This is a genomic window from Streptomyces longhuiensis, assembly GCF_020616555.1.
Taxonomy (GTDB): Bacteria; Actinomycetota; Actinomycetes; order Streptomycetales; family Streptomycetaceae; genus Streptomyces; species Streptomyces longhuiensis.
In genome coordinates this window covers 5,117,607-5,136,665 of sequence record NZ_CP085173.1, presented here as the reverse complement: position 1 = coordinate 5,136,665, position 19,059 = coordinate 5,117,607, and the positions used below count along the sequence as shown (strand labels likewise).

Genomic DNA, 19,059 nt, shown 5'->3' with positions numbered 1-19,059 from the left:
GATGTGCTCCTTCGTGGATATCAGCGCGCGAATGGACGCGGCCCGTGGGCCGCGTCCATTCGTGTGACGGATGACGGTCAGGCCGCGAGGCCGTCCGTGTCCTTGTAGGGCACGCCGTCCTTCGCCACGAGCAGGACGTTCTCGGGCTTGCCGAGGGAGGCGATGTCGGTGAGCGGGTTGCCGCGCGCGATGACGAGGTCGGCGCGCTTGCCGGGCTCCAGCGTGCCGATCTCGTGGGCCAGACCGAGCAGCTCCGCCGCCTCGGACGTCCCCGCGAGGATCGCGCCCATCGGCGTCATGCCGGACTCGACGAGGTACGCCAGCTCACGCAGGTTCGTGCCGTGCTCCGCGATGCCGCAGTCCGTGCCCATGGCGACGCGCACGCCGCGCTCGATGGCGTGCGGGATGTGCCGGCGCGCGACGGCCTGCCAGTGCTTCTTCTTCGCGTACGCCCAGCTCGCGGCCTTCAGCGGGTCGGGGTCGGTGTTCGCCGTGGTCAGTGTCGGCACGAGGAACGTGCCGCGCTCCAGCATCAGGTCGATGGCCTCGTCGTCGATCTCGTAGCCGTGCTCGACGCTGGCGACGCCGCCGCGCACGGCGTTGAGGATGCCGCCGCGGCCCTGGGCGTGCGCGGCGACCCGCTTGCCCCGGTGGCCCGCGGCGATCTCGGTGATCGTGCGGATCTCGTCCTCGAGGAACCCGTCGTCGTCGGGCTGGTCGGTGGGGCTCCACACGCCGCCGGTCGCGGCGACCTTGATGCAGTCGGCGCCCTTGCGCAGCAGGTCGCGCACCGCGCGCCGGCAGTCGTCGACGCCGTCCGCGAGGCGGCTCATCGTGGGGTCGGTGACGCCGTCGTCGGTTCCGGCGCGGAAGTCGCCGTGGCCGCCGGTGGGGCTGAGCATGGCGATCGCGACGAGCAGCCGCGGGCCGACGAGGAGCCCGTCGTCGACGGCCTTCCTGTGCCCGGCGTCGGCGCCGCCCAGGTCGCGCGCCGTGGTGACCCCGGCGAACAGCGTCTGCCGCATCCGGGGCGCCGACAGGAAAGTGCGCAGGGACCTGGGCATCGCGCCGAGTTGGGCGTGGTCGAGCGCTCCGCCCGGCGCCGCCATGTGGACGTGGCAGTCGATGAAGCCGGGCAGGATCGCGTCGCCCCGGACGTCTGTCACCCGGGTACCGGCGGGGAGTTCGGGCCGCTCGGCACCGGGCCCCGCCCACCGGACGAGTCCGTCCTCGACGAGAACGGCACCGTCCCGCACCGGCTCGCCGCCTCTGCCGTCGATGAGCAGCCCGTTGTGGAACAGGCGGGGGACGGCGGAGGTGGGAGCGGCGGTGGCCTCGGTGATCGGTCCGGTGGTCATGGCGGGCGGGTCCTTCCGTGATGCGGGTGGAGAAGGGGTGTTGCGGTGGGTACGCGGGCGGGTGGCCGTCAGGAGACCGGGGCCGGCTGCCGCGGTGCGGCGTCCGTGTCGGCGGGGGTCTGCCGGGCCCGTACGACCAGGGCGGCCGAGGCGGCGACGAGCAGCGAGACCCCGGCGCAGCACCACCACACGGTCGTGTAGGCGGACTCGGTCGGTAGCTCGGTGCCCTTGAAGGTGATCGCCGTGAGGATCGCGGCGAACACGGCGCCGGAGACGCTGCCGCCGAGGGTCTTGGAGGTGTTGTAGACACCGGTCGCGATGCCGGTGCGGTCGGCGGGGCTGGCGTCCAGGACCAGGGCGGGCATGGCGGCCAGGGCGAGCCCGATGCCGAAGCCGAGGACGAGGTTCGCGGCGACGAACTGCCACGGCTCGGCGTGCGCGAGGACCAGCACCGTATAGCCGGCCGCCATGAACGCGCCGCTCAGGGCGAGGACGGCACGCGCCCCGATCGCCCGGGCGAGCCGGGGCACGGTCGCCGAGCCCGCGAAGGCCATCAGGCCCCAGGGCGCCATCATCCAGCCGATGCCGAGGGTCCCGTAGCCGAAGCCGTAGCCGAGCTTCTCCAGCGGGCTGGACAGGAACAGGGACGCGGCGGTCTGCGAGCCGAACAGCGCGGCGCCGAGCAGGAAGCTCGCCCCGTACACCGGCAGCAGGGTGCGCTTCACGGTGAGGCGGATGTCCACGACGGGGTGCGCCACGCGGAGTTCGACGAGGACCCACACGACGAGGACGAGCGCGGCGACGGCGAACAGGCCGAGCGTGCCGCCGCCGGTCCAGCCCCAGCGCGGGCCCTGCGAGATGGCGAGCAGCAGGGCGGCGAGGCCCACGCTGAGCAGCCCGGCGCCCGCCCAGTCGACGGTGCCGCGGGCGCGGGTGCTCGACTCGGGGACGAGGAGGAAGACGATGCCGACGCAGAGCACGGTCGCGGCGGCCGGGATCCACAGGACGCCGTGGACGCTCGTGACGACCTCGCTGAGCAGGCCGGCCAGGACCGTTCCCGCGCTCGCGCCGAAGGTGAGCGCGCCGACGAGGAGACCGATCGCGCCACGCGCGCCCTCCGGGCTGAGCCGGTCGCGGACCAGTCCCATCTCCAGCGGGAGCAGCGCGGCGAGCGGCCCCTGCAGGACGCGGCCGAGCAGCAACAGCTCGAACGACGGCGACCAGGCGACGAGTACGGAGCCCACGGCGAGGCACAGCGCGGCGATGCGCAGGAGGCGGCGGTGACCGTACAGGTCGCCGAGCCGGCCGAAGATCGGCACGGAGATGGCGGCCGCGAGGAGCTGTGCGCTGCTGACCCAGTTCAGGTCACCGGCGGTGATCTTCAGATCGGCGCCGAGCCCCGGCAACAGGGTCGGCATCATGCCCTGGAGGATGCCGCTGATGAGCTCGACGAAGACCAGGAAACCGACGACCGCGGCGACGCGGGCGCCGCCGGGACCGGGCGCTGCGGGGCCGTGACCGGCCTTGACACGCGACATGGGTTCTCCAGGGTGAACGGCCGCACACGGGCGGCGGGGACGGGGCGTTCGGGCGGGGCGTGGGGGGGGGTGTCTGCCTTGCTGTCGGGAATGGGTGGAGCGGGTGAACGTGCTGGGCGGCATGGGAAGTTGGGGCCACCGGGGCGGGCCAGGCGGGCTCGGGGTGGGCCTGGGCCAATTCGTGGGCGGGTCAGACGGGCTCGGGGCAGGCCCGGGCCAACTCGTGGGCGGATCAGACGGGCTCGGGGCAGGCCCGGGCCAGTTCGCGGGTGGGTCAGACGGGCTCGGGGTGGGCCTGGGCCAGTTCGTGGGCGGATCAGACGGGCTCGGGGCAGGCCCGGGCCAGTTCGCGGGTGGGTCAGACGGGCTCGGGGTGGGCCTGGGCCAGTTCGTGGGCGGACTTGAGGAGGGCGTGCGCCGTGGCCCGTACCGCCGTCAGGTCCGCGGGGTCGGGGGTGAGTCCCGCGGCGGTGAGCGCGGCGGTCACGAGGTCGTCGGCCGTCTCCCGCGCTCCCTCGGCGGGAGGCGGTTCCGGCAGGGGGCGGGGGCGGGTGGCCGGGTCGGGGGTCGCGCGGCGCAGGTGCCAGGCGGTCGCCCGCTGGTAGGCCGCGCCCGCCCCGAGCAGCGTGCGCTCGGCGTACGGGCGGGCCACGAGCTGGAGCGACAGGGGCAGGCCCGCCTCGTCCGCACCCATGGGCAGCGCGAGCGCGGGGAATCCGGTCGCGTTCCAGGGCGCGGTGAGGTTCAGCTCGTCGCCGGGCGCCACCTCCTGGTGGTAGGGGCGGGCGCCGGCCGGCCAGGTCGGCGTCGCGATGACGTCCACGCCGCCGGGGCCGTCCATTCGCTCCAGGAGACCGGCGGTGAGCGCCTTTCCGGTGAGGCGGGCCCGGTCGACGAGCCCCGGTCCGAGCGCGGCACCGGCCGCGGCGAGGCGGCGGAAGGCCCGCCCGTGCAGCTCCCAGCGCGCGGCGAGCCGCGCCCCGTGGGCGGCGAAGGCCTCGCCGAGCATGACGGTCGCGTTGACGGCGAGCAGCGACGGGAACTCGGGGAGCTCGAACTCCCTTGTCTCCGCCCCCAGTTCGGCGAGCACGCGGAGCGCTTCGACGAAGGCGGAACGGCAGGCGCCGGTGACTCCGGGCGCGTCCACGAGGCCGTACGGGACACCGATGCGCAGCCCCCGTACGCCGGACTCGCCGATCTCGCCGGTCTCGCCGGTCTCGCCAGGTACGTATGAGCGTCCGGTCAGCGCGGACAGCAGCAGGCCGCAGTCGGCGGCGGAGACCCCCATCGGGCCCGCCACGTCCTGCGACGGGCTGAGCGGGAGGCAGCGGTCGAGGGGGACGAGGCCTTGGGTGGGCTTGAGGCCCGTCGCGCCGCACAGGGCGGCGGGCAGCCGCACGCTGCCGGAGGTGTCCGTGCCGAGCGCGCCGAGGAAGATCCCCGCGGCGATCCCGGCGCCGTTGCCCGTGCTGGAGCCGCCGGTCCAGCGCTCCACGTCCCACGGGTTGCGCGGCACGGGGAAGGAGTGCGCCGGGTCGGGGCGGCCCATCGCGTACTCGGCCATGGTCGTCTTGCCGATGACGACGGCTCCCGCCGAGCGCAGGCGCGTCACGGCAAGGGCGTCGAGCCCGCGCCACAGACCGGGGTCGTGGGCCGGGCTCTGCGCGGTGACCGGGCCCTCGGCGGCGGCGAAGTTGTCCTTCACGGCCAGGGGCACGCCGTGCAGGGGACCACGCTCACCGGCCGGCAGCGCGTCCGCCTCCCGCGCCGCGGCGAGGGCCTGCTCGGGGAAGCGGGTGACGAAGACGCCGAGCAGCGGGTCGAGCGCGTCGGCGTCGGCGAGCGCCGCGGTGACGAGCTCACGGCTGCCGGCGGCGCCGGTGCGCAGGGCGTGCACCGCACCACTCAAAGTTTCGAACGATTGTTCCATATGGGGCATGCGACGTTCCATGCGGTGACACCTCCGACGTCTCGGCGTGGCTGGTTCCGATCGATGGGGCGATGCTATTCAGACGCCATCCAGACCGGCAGAATTGCGTTTCTGTGGCACATGCGTAGATCGAATGCAGTTCTGTGTCACACCATCGCCAGGCCGCCCGCGCCGTGGAGAAGGAGCCGACCCCGCATGGCCGAAACACCCACCCGTACCTCCGCCCGCACCCCCGGGCATCTCGACGAGCTCGACCTCGCCCTGGTCAACGCCCTGCAGATCGACCCCCGGGCCCCTTGGACCAAGCTCGCCGCCGCCCTCGACGTGGACGCGGCCACCGTCGCCCGGCGCTGGGAGCGGCTGCGCTCGGCGGGCCTCGCCTGGGTCACCGCGTACGCGTACGACGTCGGCGGCGGCGCACTCGTCGAGGTCGACTGCGCGCCCGGCCAGGACGCGGCCGTCGCCGCCGCCCTGTCCGCCGACCCGAAGGTCGTCACCGTCGAGCACACGGCGGGCGGCCGCGACCTCCTCGTCACCGTCATGACACCCGACTTCAGCGCCCTGTCCGCGTACATCGTCGACACGCTGGGCGCCGTGCCCGGCGTCACGTCGTCGCGCGCGCACCTCATCACCCGCAGCTACACCGAGGGCAGCATCTGGCGTCTGCGCAGCCTCACCCGCACCCAGCAGGAGGCCCTCGCCGCGTCCCGCCGCTCCGCGGGCGGCGCCGCCCCGTACCTGGCGGACCACCGCGCCCTGGTGACCGCGCTCGGCGAGGACGGGCGCCTACCCGTCGGGGAACTCGCCGCGCGCCTCGGCGTCAGCGTCAACACCGCGAGCCGGCGCCTGGGCCGGCTCCTCGACTCGGGCCGCCTCGTCCTGCGCTGCGACCTGGCCCGCTCCCTGTCCGGCTCCCCCGTATCGGTCACCTTCTTCGGGTCCGTCCCGCCCGAGCATCTCGACTCCACCGCACGGGAGTTGGCGAAGCTCCCGGAGATCCGGCTCTGCGTGGGGACCGCGGGGCCACAGAACCTGATCGCCACGGTCTGGGTCGCGTCCCTGCTCGACGCACAGCTCCTGGAGGTCAAACTCGCCGGGAAACTCCCCCACCTGCGCATCGCCGACCGGGCCGTCGCCCTGCGCGCGGTGAAGCTGATGGGGCGGCTCCTGGACGCCGAGGGGCGGGCCGTGGGGTACGAGCAGGTGGATGTCTGGGCGTAACCACCCGCCGTCCACGGCGTGTTCGCTCCGCTCGCCCCGCCCGCACTGCCACAGTGACCTGGTACAGAATCACCCGTTTCGCGCGTTTCATAATTTTAGTGCGTTACGCCGGTCTCCCAGGGAGTGTGGTGAGCATGGCCCACGTGCACGTGATCCTCAATCAGAAGGGCGGCGTGGGAAAGTCCACGCTCGCCGTCAACCTCGCCGCCGTGACGGCGGACGTGCTCGGCGCGGGGACCGAGGGCGGGCAGCCGCCCGTCGTCGCCGTCTCCATCGACCCGCAGGGCTCCGCCGTGTGGTGGTCGGAGCGCGTCGGCGACGGCCTCCCCTTCGACTTCGTGCAGGCCCACGACGACCTTGCCGGGCTCGCCGCGCTCTCCCGCATCCCCTCCGCCCAGCACGTCTTCGTCGACACCCCGGGCTGGCTCGACCTCGCCGAGTCCGCCGGCGAGGACCCGCTCGGCAAGGGCGCCGCCGCGGACGCGCTGCGCGCCGTCCTGTCCAACGCCCACGACGTGATCGTGCCGATCGAGCCCGAGCCGCTCGGCTTCCAGCCCACGCAGCGCACCATCGAGCGCGTCGTGAAGCCGCGCGGCCTGCCCTACCGCGTGGTCATCAACAACTGGGACCCGCGCGACGGCAAGGCCGACCTGGAGCAGACGCGCGCCTTCGTCGAGGCCCAGGACTGGCCGCTGGCCCGCACGGTCGTACGCCACTACAAGCTGCACACGCGCGCCTCCGCGGACGGCCTCGTCGTGACCCAGTACGGCGCGAACCGGGTCGCGCTCCAGGCCCGCGAGGACTTCTTCCGCCTCGCCCTGGAGGTGGGCCTCGCCGCGATCCCGGCCCCCGCCAAACGCTCCGCGAGCGGCACCCGTACGCCTGCGGGGAAGAACGCGCAGAAGCAGGACGCGCAGGCCGCGACGGCGAAGAACACCAAGGCCAAGAGCGTCGGGAACGCCAAGAACGCCAGGAACGCCAAGAAGGTGAACGTCTGATGGGGCGCCGTACCGATCTGTCCTCCCTGCTGTCCTCCGGGGCCGCGGCCCCGGCCACGGCCCCGGAAGCGGCCGGCGAAGGCACCCGGCCCGTCGCTCGCGACGCCGCGCACCCCGTCACCGTCGCGCTCGCCGACCTCGCCGAGAACCCCGACAACCCGCGACACGAGCTGCGCGACCTGGACGGGCTCGCCGAGACGGTGCGCGAGCGCGGGGTGCTCCAGGCGCTCGGGGTGGTCCCCCGCGCCGTGTTCCTCACGGCGCACCCGCACCACGAGGAGGCCGTGGGCCGGGCCCCGTACGTCGTCCTGCACGGCCACCGGCGACTCGCCGCGGCCCGGATGGCGGGCCTGGACGAGGTGCCCGTCCTGGTGCGCGAGGACGCGTCCCGCACCGACGAGGACGCCCTGATCGAGAACGTCCAGCGCGACGACCTCACCGAGCTGGAGCAGGCCCAGGCCATCCAGGGCCTCATCAAGAGCTACGGCTACTCGCAGCGCCAGGTCGCCGCCCGGATCGGCAAGACACAGGGCTTCGTCTCCCAGCGCCTGTCCCTGATGAAGCTGCGCGAGGACCTCCAGGAGGCGCTGGCCGACGGACGCGTCTCGGTCGAGGACGCCCGCCGCATCGCCCGCCTCCCCCAGGAGGAGCAGACGCTCCCCGGCGACACCGGCACACCCCCGCCGACCGTGCCGAAGGCCCGGCGTGATTACGGCGTAATCAAAATCGACAGCCGGGGCACCCCGGAAGAGGTCGTCGAGTCCCTCCGCCGCCATCTCGCCCCCGCGGCCCTCGACCGGATCCTGGAACTCCTCGCCCGCTGAGCGCGCCCGCGGGCGGCCGGGAGCCGGGTGGCGGGGGGATTCCTCTACCGTTGCCTGAGAATGCGCCACGGAGAGCAGTCATCGCACATGTCCACTGGACCGGTTCCCACCCTCGACCCCGGCGTCGCGGCGCCCGCGGAGGCCGTCGCGCCGCTGATGCGCGGCATCGACGTGCTGCGCGGGCTCACCGACGCCGGCGGCACGCTGAGCCTGAGCGAGCTCGCGCGGGCGACCGGCCTCGCCCGGTCCACGGTCGACCGGATCTGCGCGACCCTCGCGCACATGGGGTGCCTGCGCCTCGACGGGCGCGACGCCACGCTCGCGCCGCCGCTGATGGCCGTGGGCAACGCCTATCTGGGCGCTCTGCGGCTGCCCGCGCTGCTCGGCCCGCGCGCCGATCGGCTCGCGGACGAGCTCGACGAATCGGTCTCCCTCGCGGTCCCCGACGGGGACGGGATCCGCTTCATCCACCAGGCGACCCGGCGCCGCGCCATGTCGCTGAGCTTCCGCATCGGCGATCTGCTGCCCGCCGAACGCACCGCGCCGGGACCGCTGTTCGCGGGTGCGTGGGACGAGGACCAGTGGGAGAGGTGGCGGGCGCGCCGGGCCGCGGATCCCGAGGACCGCGCGTTCCCCGCGGTACCGCCCCTTCAGGAGGCCGAGAAGGAGCCGTTCGAGGAGCGCGTGGCGCGCGCCGGAGCCGCGGGCTGGGCCCTCGACGACCAGCTCATCGAGCCCGGCCTCGTCGCGCTCGCCGTGCCCGTGCGCGGCCCCGGGGGTGACGTCGCGTGCGTGGTCAGCGTCGTCAGCCACACCAGCCGGCACACCGCCGCGTCGCTGCGCGAAGCGATGCTGGGGCGGCTTCGGAACGCCGTCACGGAGATGGAGAAGGCGCTGCGAAGGCCCGTGCCGGACGCCCCCGCGCCGACGGATCCGGACGCGACGGGACCGGACGCCGCGTGGGCCGCCGAGGCCAAGCAGCGGCTCGGCCGGGACTTCGTCGAGTCGCTGGCGCGCGGCCTCGCCGTGCTGACCGTCTTCGGGCCCGGGCGGGCCGAGCTGAACCTCACCGACATCGCCGCGGCGACGGGTCTGGCGCGGGCCACCGCGCGCCGCGCACTGATCACCCTGGAGCACCTCGGATACGTCGCCTCGCGCGGCCGGGGCTTCCGGCTCACGCCCCGCGTCCTCGCCCTCGGCTTCCCGCCCCTGTCCCACCTGACGCTGGCCGAGATCGCCACGCCCCACATGCGGGCTCTCTCCGCCCAGCTGCACGACTCGGTGTCCCTGACCGTGCTCGACGGCGACGACATCCGGTACACGGCACGCGTCGCGACGAGCCGTGTGATGAGCGTGAACATCTCGGTCGGGACCCGCTTCCCCGCCTTCGCCACGTCCATGGGGCGGGTCCTGCTCGCGGGGCTCGCCCCGGCCGAGCGTGCCGCGTTCCTCGCCCGCGCCGACCTGGCCCCGCTCACCCCGCGCACCGTCACCGGCGCCGACCGGCTCGGCGCGCTCCTGGACGACGTACGGCACCGGGGCCACGCGCTCGTGGACGGGGAGCTGGAGGAAGGGCTGCGCTCCGTCGCCGTGCCGGTGCGCGACCTCGCCGGGCAGGTCGTCGCCGCGGTGAACGTGGCCACGCACAGCAGCCGCCGCGACCTGGCCCGGGTCACGGACGAGGTGCTTCCCGCGCTGCTCGCCGCGTCCTCGCGCATCGAGGCCGATCTGCACGTCGCCGGGCGGTTCGCCCGCATCCCCGCGGCATAGAGACCGGCCGCAATGTTGCGGATCGCAGGGCGACGGAGGTCAATGGAAGACGGGGGGAAAGGCAGAAAGGAGCCGTCATGGCTCACGCGGCACCCGCCTCGGGAACCTCCGGCCTGCGCTCCATGGCGGCCGGCTCCAGGCTCTCGATGGCGCTCCCTCTCCTGCTCGGCATCGTCTACGGCATCTGGGCCTCGGGCATCCGTCGCGATGCCGGCCCGACCATCGCGGGCATCACCACGGGCAACGTCCTGTTCGGCTTCCTCACGGGCATCATCGTCGCCGTGGTCACCTTCGGGATCCACCGGGCGTCGTTCCGGCTGCCGCGTGAGCTGCGCGCCGTCACCTGGGCCGCGTGGGCCGGTATCGCGTTCGGCTATCTCTACAGCCTGACCGACGCCTCGGTCCTGCGGTCCACGATCATGGCCCTGGTGGTCGCCGCCGGTGTGTTCGCGGCGATGTTCTACCACTACTACACACACGAGTGACAGACCATCGGGGCCACGGGGCACGTGCGTGGGTGACCTACCTGCTCCGTACCTGAGACAGAACGCGAACCCGGAGTCCGAGCGGAAGGGGAACCCGCTCGGACTCCTTGCGTCGTGGGGCCTCCTGGCTCCCCTCCCCGCTCACCGGGTGACACCCGTTCGGCCGAGCCCTCCACCGCAGGTCCCGCCATCTGCCCTGCCCCGCTGGCGCCCCCTGCCGCGCGCCCGTTGCCTGGGAAGGTGATGCGAAGAGCCCTGTCCGTCGTCCTGCTGGCACTGGCCTGCCTGCTCGTGCCGCTCGGCACGCTGTCCGCATGGGCGAAGTACGAGGTCGGGGACAGTGACCGGTACGTCGCGACGATGGCCCCGCTCGCCGGGGAACCGGCCGTGCGGGGCGCGGTCGCCGACGCCGTCACGAACGGCATCGTGAGGCAACTCGACGCGGGGCCGCTCCAGTCGGCGGTCGACGCGTTCGTGCACGACGCGGTGGAGTCCTTCACCGGTACCCCCGCCTTCCAGAACGCGTGGAACACGGCGAACCGGGCCGCGCACGACGCCGTGCAGCAGGCCATCGACGACGGCACCGACGGCCCGGTCACCATCGAGCTCGCGTCCGTCACCGGGCAGGTCAGGCAGCAGCTCGGCCACGACGGCGTGCCCTTCGCCGACCGCATCCCCGTCACGCACACCACGATCACCGTGATGAGCTCGCGCGACCTCGACCGGCTGCGCCAGTCGCTGCACCTGCTCCAACAGGCGGGCCTGTGGCTGCCGTTCGCCGCCTTCGTCCTCGCCGCCGCCGGGCTCGCGCTCGCCCGGTGCCGGCGCCGGGCCCTCACCGCGACGGCGCTCGGCGTGGCCCTGGCCGCGGCGGCGCTCCTCGTCGCGCTCGCGATGTGCCGCTCCCTGACCCTCGACAACCTGCCCTCGGACGTGGACCGCTCCGCGGCGGGCGCGGCCTACGACGCCCTCAGCTCGTCGGTGCGCACCGCGTCCTGGTGGACGGCCGGCACGGCCCTCGCCGTGGCCGTCTGCGCCCGGCTGTCGGGGCGCCTGCGTCACAGTCCCGCACCGCACCCTCCGGCTCCTCCCGAAATGCGGCCCGCCGCTTCCGGGGTGAGCATGCCAGTGACACAGAGGAGGACTGAATGAGCGAGACCCCCACCACCCCGACACCGCCCACCGGCCCCGGCCCGGGCCCCGACCCCGGTCACGGAGTCTGGTCGGACAAGCACCGCTCCGCCGGGCCCGACCCCACCCGGGGCGACGGCATGGGCAGCGGCTGGGCGTCCGGCGGCACGGTCTTCGCCGGCGTCCTGATGATGGTCGGCGGCATCCTGGGCATCCTGAACGGCATCGCCGGCATCGCCAAGGACGACGTGTACGCCCACATCGGCACCTACACGTACGCCTTCAACCTCACCACGTGGGGCTGGATCCACCTGATCATCGGCGTCATCGTCGCGGTCACCGGCTTCGGCGTCCTCAAGGACCAGGGCTGGGCGCGCGGCGTCGGCGTCGCCATCGCCGCGCTGTACATCATCGCGTACTTCATGTTCCTGCCCTACGAGCCCCTCTGGTCGGTCATCGCGATCGCCATCGGCGTCTTCGTCATCTGGGCGCTGGTCAGCGACGGTTCGCACCACGCCGCCCGGGCCTGAGACCGGGCAACCGTTCCCCGCGCCGGCCCGTCTTCGAGGGAGGATGCCGGCATCCGGCGCCGGAAGGCGTCGAAGCGAGCGGAAGGCGGGCCCGGGCCTTGGAGCATGTGACGCAAGCGCCCGGCCCACCGCCGGTCCTCTCCCCCGACGACCGGGACCGCAGGCCGGGCCGCACCCTGGCCGCCTGGGCCGCGGGCCTGCTCCTCGCCGGAGTCAGCGCGGTCGTGGGCTGCCGGATCGCGGACGTGGACGGGGTCACCCCCGTCCCGCAGCTCCTGGCGTTCCTGCCCTGGCTGCTCGCCCCCACCGGCGTCGCGCTGCTGCTCACGGCGCTGGCGCGCCGGCGGCTCGGCATGGTGTGGGGCGTCGCGGTCCTGGGCGCCCTCGCCTGGTACATCGAGCCGTACGGCAAGAACCCCAAGGACGCCGCGGCGAGCGGGCCGCCCGTCGCGGAGGTGCGGGTCCTCTCCTCGAACGTCCAGTTCGGGCGCGGTACCGAGTCGCTGGTGGCCGCGGTGCGCCGCGAGCGGCCCGGCCTGGTGTTCGTCGAGGAGTGTGATTACGGGTGCCAGGACACCCTGCGCCGTGAGCTGCCGCGCGCCGACTTCCCCTACCGGCAGGCCGTGGAGGCGGGCGGTTCGCAGGGGTCGGTGATTCTGAGCCGGTATCCGCTCAAGGCCGCCGCGGGCGTCCCGGGGACCATGGGCATGCCAGGTGCCGTCGCCGATGTGAAGGGCCACGACGTGCGGGTCCAGCTCGCGCACCCGATGCCCCCGCTGCCCCGGCAGGTCGGCCTGTGGCGCTCCGAGCTGGGCGCACTGCGCGACTTCGCCGCCGCGGGGCGCTCGCAGCCGACCATCCTGGCCGGGGACTTCAACGCCACGCAGGACCACGCCGCGTTCCGCCGCATCCTCGACGCGGGCCTGCACGACAGCGCCGGCCTCACCGGGAAGTCCCGCGCCCCGAGCTGGCCCTCGCGCCTGCGCCCGCCGCTCGGCACCCAGATCGACCACGTGCTGGTGAGCGAGGAGTTCTCCCCGCTCACCGCCCGCTTCGTCGAGCTGGCCGACACCGACCATCGCGCCCTCCTGGTCGACCTGACGATGTACCGACCGGCACCGTCCTGAGCGCCGGGTCCCCGTAGCGTTCAATGGACGGCATGCGCCCAGAGTCCACGGCCCGCCATCTCGCGCCACCCGACTGGCTGGTCAGGAACCTGCGTCCGCACCCCGCGCCGATCCCCTGGGCGGCCGTCGCGCGGGCCGCCCTCGCGCTGTCGCTGCCGCTCGCGATCGGGCTCGCCGCAGGGCGGCCCGCGTACGGGGCGCTCGCCTCCATGGGCGCCCTGTCCGGCGTCATCGGCGACACCGCCGACGCCTACCGGATGCGGATCCTCAACATCGCGGTGCCGCAGCTCTTCGGCGCGGTCGGCGTGACGGTCGGCGCGCTCGTGTTCGGGCACGGCTGGGTCGCCGTCGCCGCCGTCACGGGCGTGGCGCTGGTCTCCGGGATGATCTCGACGATCGGCGCGGTCGCCTCCGTGTCCGGGCTGCTGCTCCTGCTCAACTGCGTGATCGGCGCCGGGCTGCCCCTGCCGGGCGAGTGGTGGCTCGCGCCGCTCCTGATGACGGGCGGCGGACTCCTCGTCCTCGCGCTCGCGCTGCTCGCCTGGCCCCTGCGGTCCGGGGTGCCGGAACGCGCGGCCGTCGCCGCCACGTACCGCTCCGTCGCGAACCTGCTCGCGTCGGCGGCCGACCCAGAGAACTACGTCGAGACCCGCTACGCCGTCACCCAGTCCCTCAACCAGGCCTACGACCTCGTCCTCGCCCGGCGTGCCCTCGCCCACGGCCGCAACCCCGAACTGGTGCGTCTGATCGCCCTGTTGAACGCGCTCACCCCGATCGCCGAGTCCGCGCCCGCCGCCCATCAGCAGGGGGTGCCGCTCCCCGCCGCCGTCCCCGACGCCGTACGCCGCCTCGCCGACGCGGTCGACACCGGCAGCACCGACGTGGGACCCCTCGACCTGCCCGCACCCGAAGGACCCGCCGCCCGCGCCGTCGACCACGCGGTGCGGCACGCCGCCGACCTCGTCACCAGCAAGAAGACGGACCCCCACCACGACAGCGACGCCGACCGAATCGGCCGGCCCGCCGTCCTGCGCGTGCGCGCCGTCCGCGCCGCGCGCAACGTCCTGCTGTCCGGCACCTCCTGGCGCTACGGGCTGCGCCTGGCCCTGTGCATCGGCCTCGCCCAGGTCCTCGTCTCGACGGTGCCGGTCCCCCGCTCCTACTGGGTGGCGCTGACCATCACGTTCGTCCTCAAGCCCGACTTCGGCTCGGTGTTCTCGCGGGCCGTCCAGCGCGCGCTCGGCACGGCGGTCGGGCTCGTACTCGCCACGATGGTCCTCGCCGTGGTGCCCCGCGGGTGGTGGGACGTGCCCGTGCTGATGGCCCTAGCCGCGCTCATCCCGGCGCTCACCCCGCGCGGCTACGGCTATCAGACGGCCGCCATCACGCCGGCCATCCTGCTGCTGTCCGACACTCTCAACCACCAGGGCGTCGGGCTCGTCCTGCCGCGGCTCCTCGACAGCCTCATGGGCTGCGCCATCGCGCTGGTCGCCGGGTATCTGCTGTGGCCCGAGAGCTGGCACACCCGCATCGGGGACCGGCTCGCCGACGCCGTCGCGGACACCGCGACGTACGTGGAGCGCGCGTTCGGGGCGTCCGCGGACCCGGACGTCCCGGCCGCCCGCGCCCGGATGCGCCGCCGGCTCTTCCGCGACCTGTCCGTCATCCGCTCGGAGTTCCAGCGCGCCCTGACCGAACCGCCGCCCACCGGCCGCCGCGCCGCCGCCTGGTGGCCGCTCGTCGTCGCCGTGGAACGGATCGTGGACGCCACGACCGCGGCGCGGGTCCGGGTCAAGCAGGGGGCCCCGGTGCCGGGACCCGCCGAGGTGGCGCAGGCCGCGGAGCAACTGCGGGAGCTGGCGCAGGGGCTGCGCGCCTCAGACGTCCTGAAGGGGGTGCGCGCCGACTTCAGCGCGGCGGACCGCGACGGGGTGCTGGAACCCGTACGCCAGGAGGTCGCGGCCGCCCGCGCCATCGCCTCACCGCGCTGACGCCGACACGAGACGCGGATGCGGGCCGGCCCGGGGAGGGGACGGCCCGCATCGGTGTGGGGGGGTTGGCTCCGGTACGTCAGACGGTGAGGGTCAGCCGGCGTCGGTCAGCCGACGTTGGTCAGCGGGTGAGGGTCAGCCGGTCTTGGCGGACTTCTCCAGCGACTTCATGGCCTTCGCGAAGCCGTTGGCCCACAGCTGGTCGACGCGGGACTTCTCGTTCGCGTCCGGGTACGGGTTCGTGCAGGACGTGCCCGGGCCGCCGCCCGACATCAGCTCGCTGCACGGCCCCTCGTAGTGGTCGGGGAGCCCGAGGACGTGACCGGTCTCGTGCGCGGTCACACGGGTGGAGTCGTACTCCTGGTTCTGCGCGTAGTCGAGGAAGACGAAGCCGCTGCCGTGCCCGTCCGTGGACGCGTACGAGCCGCGCGGGTCGTTGCCCTCGCGGTAGGAGAAGTCGCCGCCGCCCGACGTCGCCTGGAGCTTCACGTTCGACACGGAGGAGTTCCATATCGACGTGCTGTTGGCTATCTGCTGCGCGAAGGACGGGGCGCCCGACGCGTCGTACGTGACGGTGACCGACGCGGCGTGCGGGTGCGCGGCGCGCTTCTGTGCGACCGACTTCAGGACGGCCTCGAAGAACGCCTTGTTGGCGGCGGCCTCCTCGGCCGAACCCGCGTAGTAGGTGTAGCCGGCGACGACCGGGGCCGGGGCGGCGGACGCGGGGGCCGCGGTGGCGAGCGCGCCGACGGCCATGCCGATGCCGGCCGCGACCGAGGCGTAGCGCAGGGAGAGCTTCATGTGGGGGGCTCCTCCTCGTTCCGTGAGTGGGGGGTTACGTGAACGGTTCGGTACGAGGGAGAGTGTGGTGGCGCACGGGACCCCTGGGGATGATGGCAATTGGCGATAGGACGGAGCTATCACCCGCCCAACTCGCCCGTTTCGGTTCGCATTTGGACGTCTGGTGCGACCTCCGTGACCGCCTTACGCTCGATGCCCATGGAGCTCGAGGTGAGGCACCTGCGCGCGCTGTGCGCCATCGACGACACCGGGAGCCTGCACAAGGCGGCCCGGCTGCTCGGCATGACCCAGCCGTCCCTGTCCACCCAGCTCAGGCGTATCGAGGAGACACTCGGCGGCGCGCTCTTCGCCCGGGAGCGCACCGGCTGCCGCGCAACCCCCCTGGGCCGCGTCGTCCTCAACCGCGCCCGCCCGCTCGTGGACGGCATGCGCGCTCTCGTCATGGAGACCAGGGCGGCCGGCGCACTCGCCGCGGGCGGCCCCCAACTGCGGATCGGCTCCACGGCGAGCCGGGCCATACCGGGCTGGCTGCGACGGCTGCGGCAGCGCGATCACCCGCCCGGCGGTGAGCCGGCGCTCCGCATGGACGTCTCCGCGAACGCCCTCCTGCGGCTCGTCGGCGACGGACAGCTCGACGTGGCGTTCGTCCACGAGGTCGAGGGCAGCCCGCTGCGCGTCCCGCCGGGTCTGCGCTGCCGCGTCCTGGTCGAACGCGAACCTCAGTACGTGTCCCTGGCCGCCGACCATCCGGCCGCCCGCCGCCCCGTCGTGCGCCTCACCGACCTCGCGGACGACCGGTGGATGGTCGACCCCACCGTGGACGGCGAGTGGCACGGGCTCCTGCGGGTCCTTCGGGCCGCCGGGCTCAACCCCCGGATCCTGCACGGCGACTACCTCACGGCGGCGTCCCTGGTCGCCACGGGCGAGGTCGTCGCCCTGTGCCAGCCGACCTCACGGGGCCGCCCCGACATGGCCATACGACCCCTCGACGGCGACCCGATCGGCGTACGCCTCGTCCTCGCCGCCCGCACGGAGGCCGAACTGGACGCGGTCTACGGGGACTTGGAGGACGCCTACTGGGAAGCGGCCCGGCAGGCACCCGCGTATCGCGAGCGCCTGCCGGACGCGGCATCGGCCTGAGGCCCGAGGCCTGAATCGACCCGAAGCGACCCGAGCCGGATCAGACGCCGATGTCGCGGCCGTCCTCACGCCACACGGAGACCACCGACGGACGGACGATCCTCCCCGGCCCGTCGGGCCACGCGCTCGCCGGCTTCTCGACGGACGCGCCGTCGACCTCGCCCGGATGCTGCACCGAGACGAGGACCCGGCGGTCCTGGACCAGCGGACCGCAGGTCTCGGCACCGTTCGGCATCGTCAGGAACTGCTTGAGCTCCCCGCGCCGCTCGCCCCGCGTCGCGACACCGAACAGGCCGTCGTGCGTGCCGAGCGCGTTGCCGTCCGTGGAGATCCACAGGTTGCCGTGCGGGTCGAACGCCACGTTGTCCGGGCAGGAGATCGGGCTGACCCGGTCCTTCGGGAAGCCCGCGAAGTACGTCGCCGGGTCGTCCGGGTCGCCCGCGACGAGGAAGAGCGACCAGCCGAAGGTGGTGGCCTCGGCGCGGCCCCGGTGCTCGGTCAGCTCCAGGATCTGCCCGTGCTTGTTGAGGTTGCGCGGGTTCGCCTCGTCGACGGGCGCCTTGCCGGCCTTGCCGCGGTCCGAGTTGTTCGTCAGCGCGACGTAGACCTTGCCGGAGTGCGGCGACGGCTCGATGTCCTCGGGCCGGTCCATCTTGGTGGCGCCGACCTTGTCCCCGGCGAACCGCGTGAAGAGGTACACCTCCTCCGCCGTCATGCCGTCGACGTGCGAGACCGCGCCGTGCGGGCCCGCCGTGGCGAGCGGCAGCCACTCGCCGCCGCCGTCGAACTCGCCGTCCACGGGCAGCTTGCCCGTACCGTCGATCTCGGCGGCCGGGGAGTTGCCGGTCAGCCGGGCGACGTAGAGGGTGCCCTCGTCCAGGAGCGTCAGGTTGTGCTCGTGCGCGGCGCGCGAGCGGCCCTTGGCGACGCGCTTGCTGCTCACGAACTTGTAGAAGTAGTCGAACTTCTCGTCGTCGCCCATGTAGACGACCGGGCGGCCGTCGTCGGTGAGGCGCGGCTGCGCGGCCTCGTGCTTGAAGCGGCCGAGCGCGGTGCGCTTGCGCGGGGTCGACTCCGGGTCGTACGGGTCGAGTTCGACGACCCAGCCGAAGCGGTTCGCCTCGTTCGGCTCCTTGGCCAGGTCGAAGCGGTCGTCGAACCGCTCCCACTTGCGCTCGGAGGCCTCGCCGGTCACGCCGTAGCGCTTGAGGCGGGCGGCCGTGGCCGGGTCGGTCACCTTCGCGGCATTCGCGAAGTACTGGTTGAAGTTCTCCTCGCCGTGCAGCGTCGTGCCCCACGGGGTGGTGCCGCCCGAGCAGTTGTTGAGCGTGCCGAGGACGGTACGGCCGCGCGGGTCCGCCTTCGTCCGCACGAGCGCGCTGCCCGCGACCGGGCCCGAGAGGCGGAACTCGCTGGTGGCGGTGAGGCGGCGGTTGAGCTGGTGCCGCGTGACGGCCGACAGCCTGCCGCTGCGCCGCGACTCCTCCACGACGACGACCGACAGCCCGTGCGCCGCCCAGGCGGTCTCCACCTGCTCGCGCGTCGGGTTCTCGGGGTCGTACCCCTTGAACATCAGGATCTCGTCCGTGTACTCGTGGTTGGCGACGAGGACCTGGCGGCCGTGCTCACCGCGCAGGGGGAGGAGGCTCAGGAAGTCGTTGTTGTAACCGAACTGTCCCGCCTGCGCCTTTGCGGACTGCTTGTCCGGGTCGAAGGCGGGCGCTCCGCGCAGGATGGGCTGGCCCCAGCTGATGACGACGTTCTGGGCGTGGCCCTCCGGGACGGTGACCCGGTCCGCCGTGTTCGGCGCGACGGGCGTGAACCGCAGTCCGCGCGCCCCCTTGTCGCCCTTGTGCGCTACGCCCGTTGCCGCTCCCGACGGCGTGGCGGCGACGGCCCGCGGGGCCCCCGAGCCCACGACCGTGCCGGCCGTCGCGGCGGCGACAGTCACGACCGCGGCCGTGCGCAGCATCGAACGGCGGCTCAGCGCACCGGCGATGACGTCACCGACGTACTCGTTGGAACTGGTGTTGGGCACCTCCTGAAAGCAGGCGTCCCCACAGCGGAACCGGCAGGTCAGCGCGGCACGGCCCCCGTTGTGCGAGCCGATAAGCGGCAGCGTTTTGCGCACTCTTTTCCTCCCCTTTACGGTCACTCGGGCGTGACGCTAGGGGCGCGGCCGAGCGCGGAGGGGGACGGTGGGTGAACGAGGGGT

General features: G+C 73.7%; 15 protein-coding genes. 10 read left to right on the top strand and 5 right to left on the bottom strand.

Going from position 1 to position 19,059, the window contains the following annotated elements:
• Positions 1-77: 77 nt before the first annotated feature.
• The 3 genes from LGI35_RS23770 to LGI35_RS23760 form a co-directional block, all read right to left on the bottom strand.
• Complete coding sequence (locus LGI35_RS23770; RefSeq protein ID WP_227296258.1) at positions 78-1,358, bottom strand: metal-dependent hydrolase family protein; 1,281 nt, start codon at positions 1,356-1,358, stop codon at positions 78-80.
• Between the two features lie 68 nt (positions 1,359-1,426).
• Positions 1,427-2,896, bottom strand: a complete 1,470-nt coding sequence (locus tag LGI35_RS23765; protein ID WP_227296256.1) for an MFS transporter — start codon at positions 2,894-2,896, stop codon at positions 1,427-1,429.
• A 358-nt stretch (positions 2,897-3,254) separates the two neighbouring features.
• Positions 3,255-4,826 (bottom strand): amidase, encoded by a 1,572-nt coding sequence (locus LGI35_RS23760; RefSeq protein ID WP_227296252.1) that lies wholly within the window; start codon positions 4,824-4,826, stop codon positions 3,255-3,257.
• Positions 4,827-5,021: 195 nt separating this feature from the next.
• On the opposite strand from LGI35_RS23760, the gene LGI35_RS23755 reads away from it, so the two are divergent.
• The 9 genes from LGI35_RS23755 (at position 5,022) to LGI35_RS23715 (ending at position 14,903) form a co-directional block, all read left to right on the top strand.
• Positions 5,022-6,047, top strand: coding sequence for an Lrp/AsnC family transcriptional regulator (locus LGI35_RS23755; protein ID WP_227296251.1), 1,026 nt, complete (start codon positions 5,022-5,024; stop codon positions 6,045-6,047).
• 134 nt (positions 6,048-6,181) lie between these two features.
• Positions 6,182-7,045, top strand: coding sequence for a ParA family protein (locus LGI35_RS23750; RefSeq protein ID WP_227296249.1), 864 nt, complete (start codon positions 6,182-6,184; stop codon positions 7,043-7,045).
• Positions 7,045-7,869, top strand: coding sequence for a ParB/RepB/Spo0J family partition protein (locus tag LGI35_RS23745; protein ID WP_227296246.1), 825 nt, complete (start codon positions 7,045-7,047; stop codon positions 7,867-7,869). The genes LGI35_RS23750 and LGI35_RS23745 overlap by 1 nt, the downstream gene beginning before the upstream one ends.
• 87 nt (positions 7,870-7,956) lie before the next feature.
• A complete protein-coding gene (locus LGI35_RS23740) occupies positions 7,957-9,639 on the top strand; it encodes an IclR family transcriptional regulator domain-containing protein (RefSeq protein WP_227296243.1) in 1,683 nt (560 codons plus the stop codon).
• 77 nt (positions 9,640-9,716) lie between these two features.
• Positions 9,717-10,124 carry a hypothetical protein gene (locus LGI35_RS23735; protein ID WP_227296241.1) on the top strand — a complete coding sequence of 136 codons (408 nt, stop codon included), beginning with the start codon at positions 9,717-9,719 and terminating at the stop codon, positions 10,122-10,124.
• A 243-nt stretch (positions 10,125-10,367) separates the two neighbouring features.
• Entirely contained in the window at positions 10,368-11,276 is a 909-nt protein-coding gene (locus LGI35_RS23730) for a hypothetical protein (RefSeq protein WP_227300461.1), read from the top strand.
• Entirely contained in the window at positions 11,273-11,785 is a 513-nt protein-coding gene (locus LGI35_RS23725) for a DUF7144 family membrane protein (RefSeq protein WP_376221860.1), read from the top strand. The genes LGI35_RS23730 and LGI35_RS23725 overlap by 4 nt, the downstream gene beginning before the upstream one ends.
• A gap of 107 nt (positions 11,786-11,892) precedes the next feature.
• Complete coding sequence (locus tag LGI35_RS23720; protein WP_227296239.1) at positions 11,893-12,912, top strand: endonuclease/exonuclease/phosphatase family protein; 1,020 nt, start codon at positions 11,893-11,895, stop codon at positions 12,910-12,912.
• Positions 12,913-12,935: 23 nt separating this feature from the next.
• Positions 12,936-14,903 (top strand): FUSC family protein, encoded by a 1,968-nt coding sequence (locus tag LGI35_RS23715; RefSeq protein WP_376221856.1) that lies wholly within the window; start codon positions 12,936-12,938, stop codon positions 14,901-14,903.
• Between the two features lie 135 nt (positions 14,904-15,038).
• On the opposite strand, the gene snpA is transcribed toward LGI35_RS23715, so the two are convergent.
• Positions 15,039-15,704 (bottom strand): snapalysin, encoded by a 666-nt coding sequence (gene snpA / locus LGI35_RS23710; protein WP_227296235.1) that lies wholly within the window; start codon positions 15,702-15,704, stop codon positions 15,039-15,041.
• Between the two features lie 198 nt (positions 15,705-15,902).
• Here snpA and LGI35_RS23705 point away from each other — a divergent pair, with 198 nt between their 5' ends.
• Complete coding sequence (locus LGI35_RS23705) at positions 15,903-16,844, top strand: LysR family transcriptional regulator (RefSeq protein WP_227296233.1); 942 nt, start codon at positions 15,903-15,905, stop codon at positions 16,842-16,844.
• A gap of 40 nt (positions 16,845-16,884) precedes the next feature.
• Here the strand turns inward: LGI35_RS23705 and LGI35_RS23700 are convergent, their stop codons facing one another.
• On the bottom strand, positions 16,885-18,975 hold the full coding sequence (locus tag LGI35_RS23700; RefSeq protein ID WP_227296231.1) for a PhoX family protein: 2,091 nt from the start codon (positions 18,973-18,975) through the stop codon (positions 16,885-16,887).
• Positions 18,976-19,059: the final 84 nt, after the last annotated feature.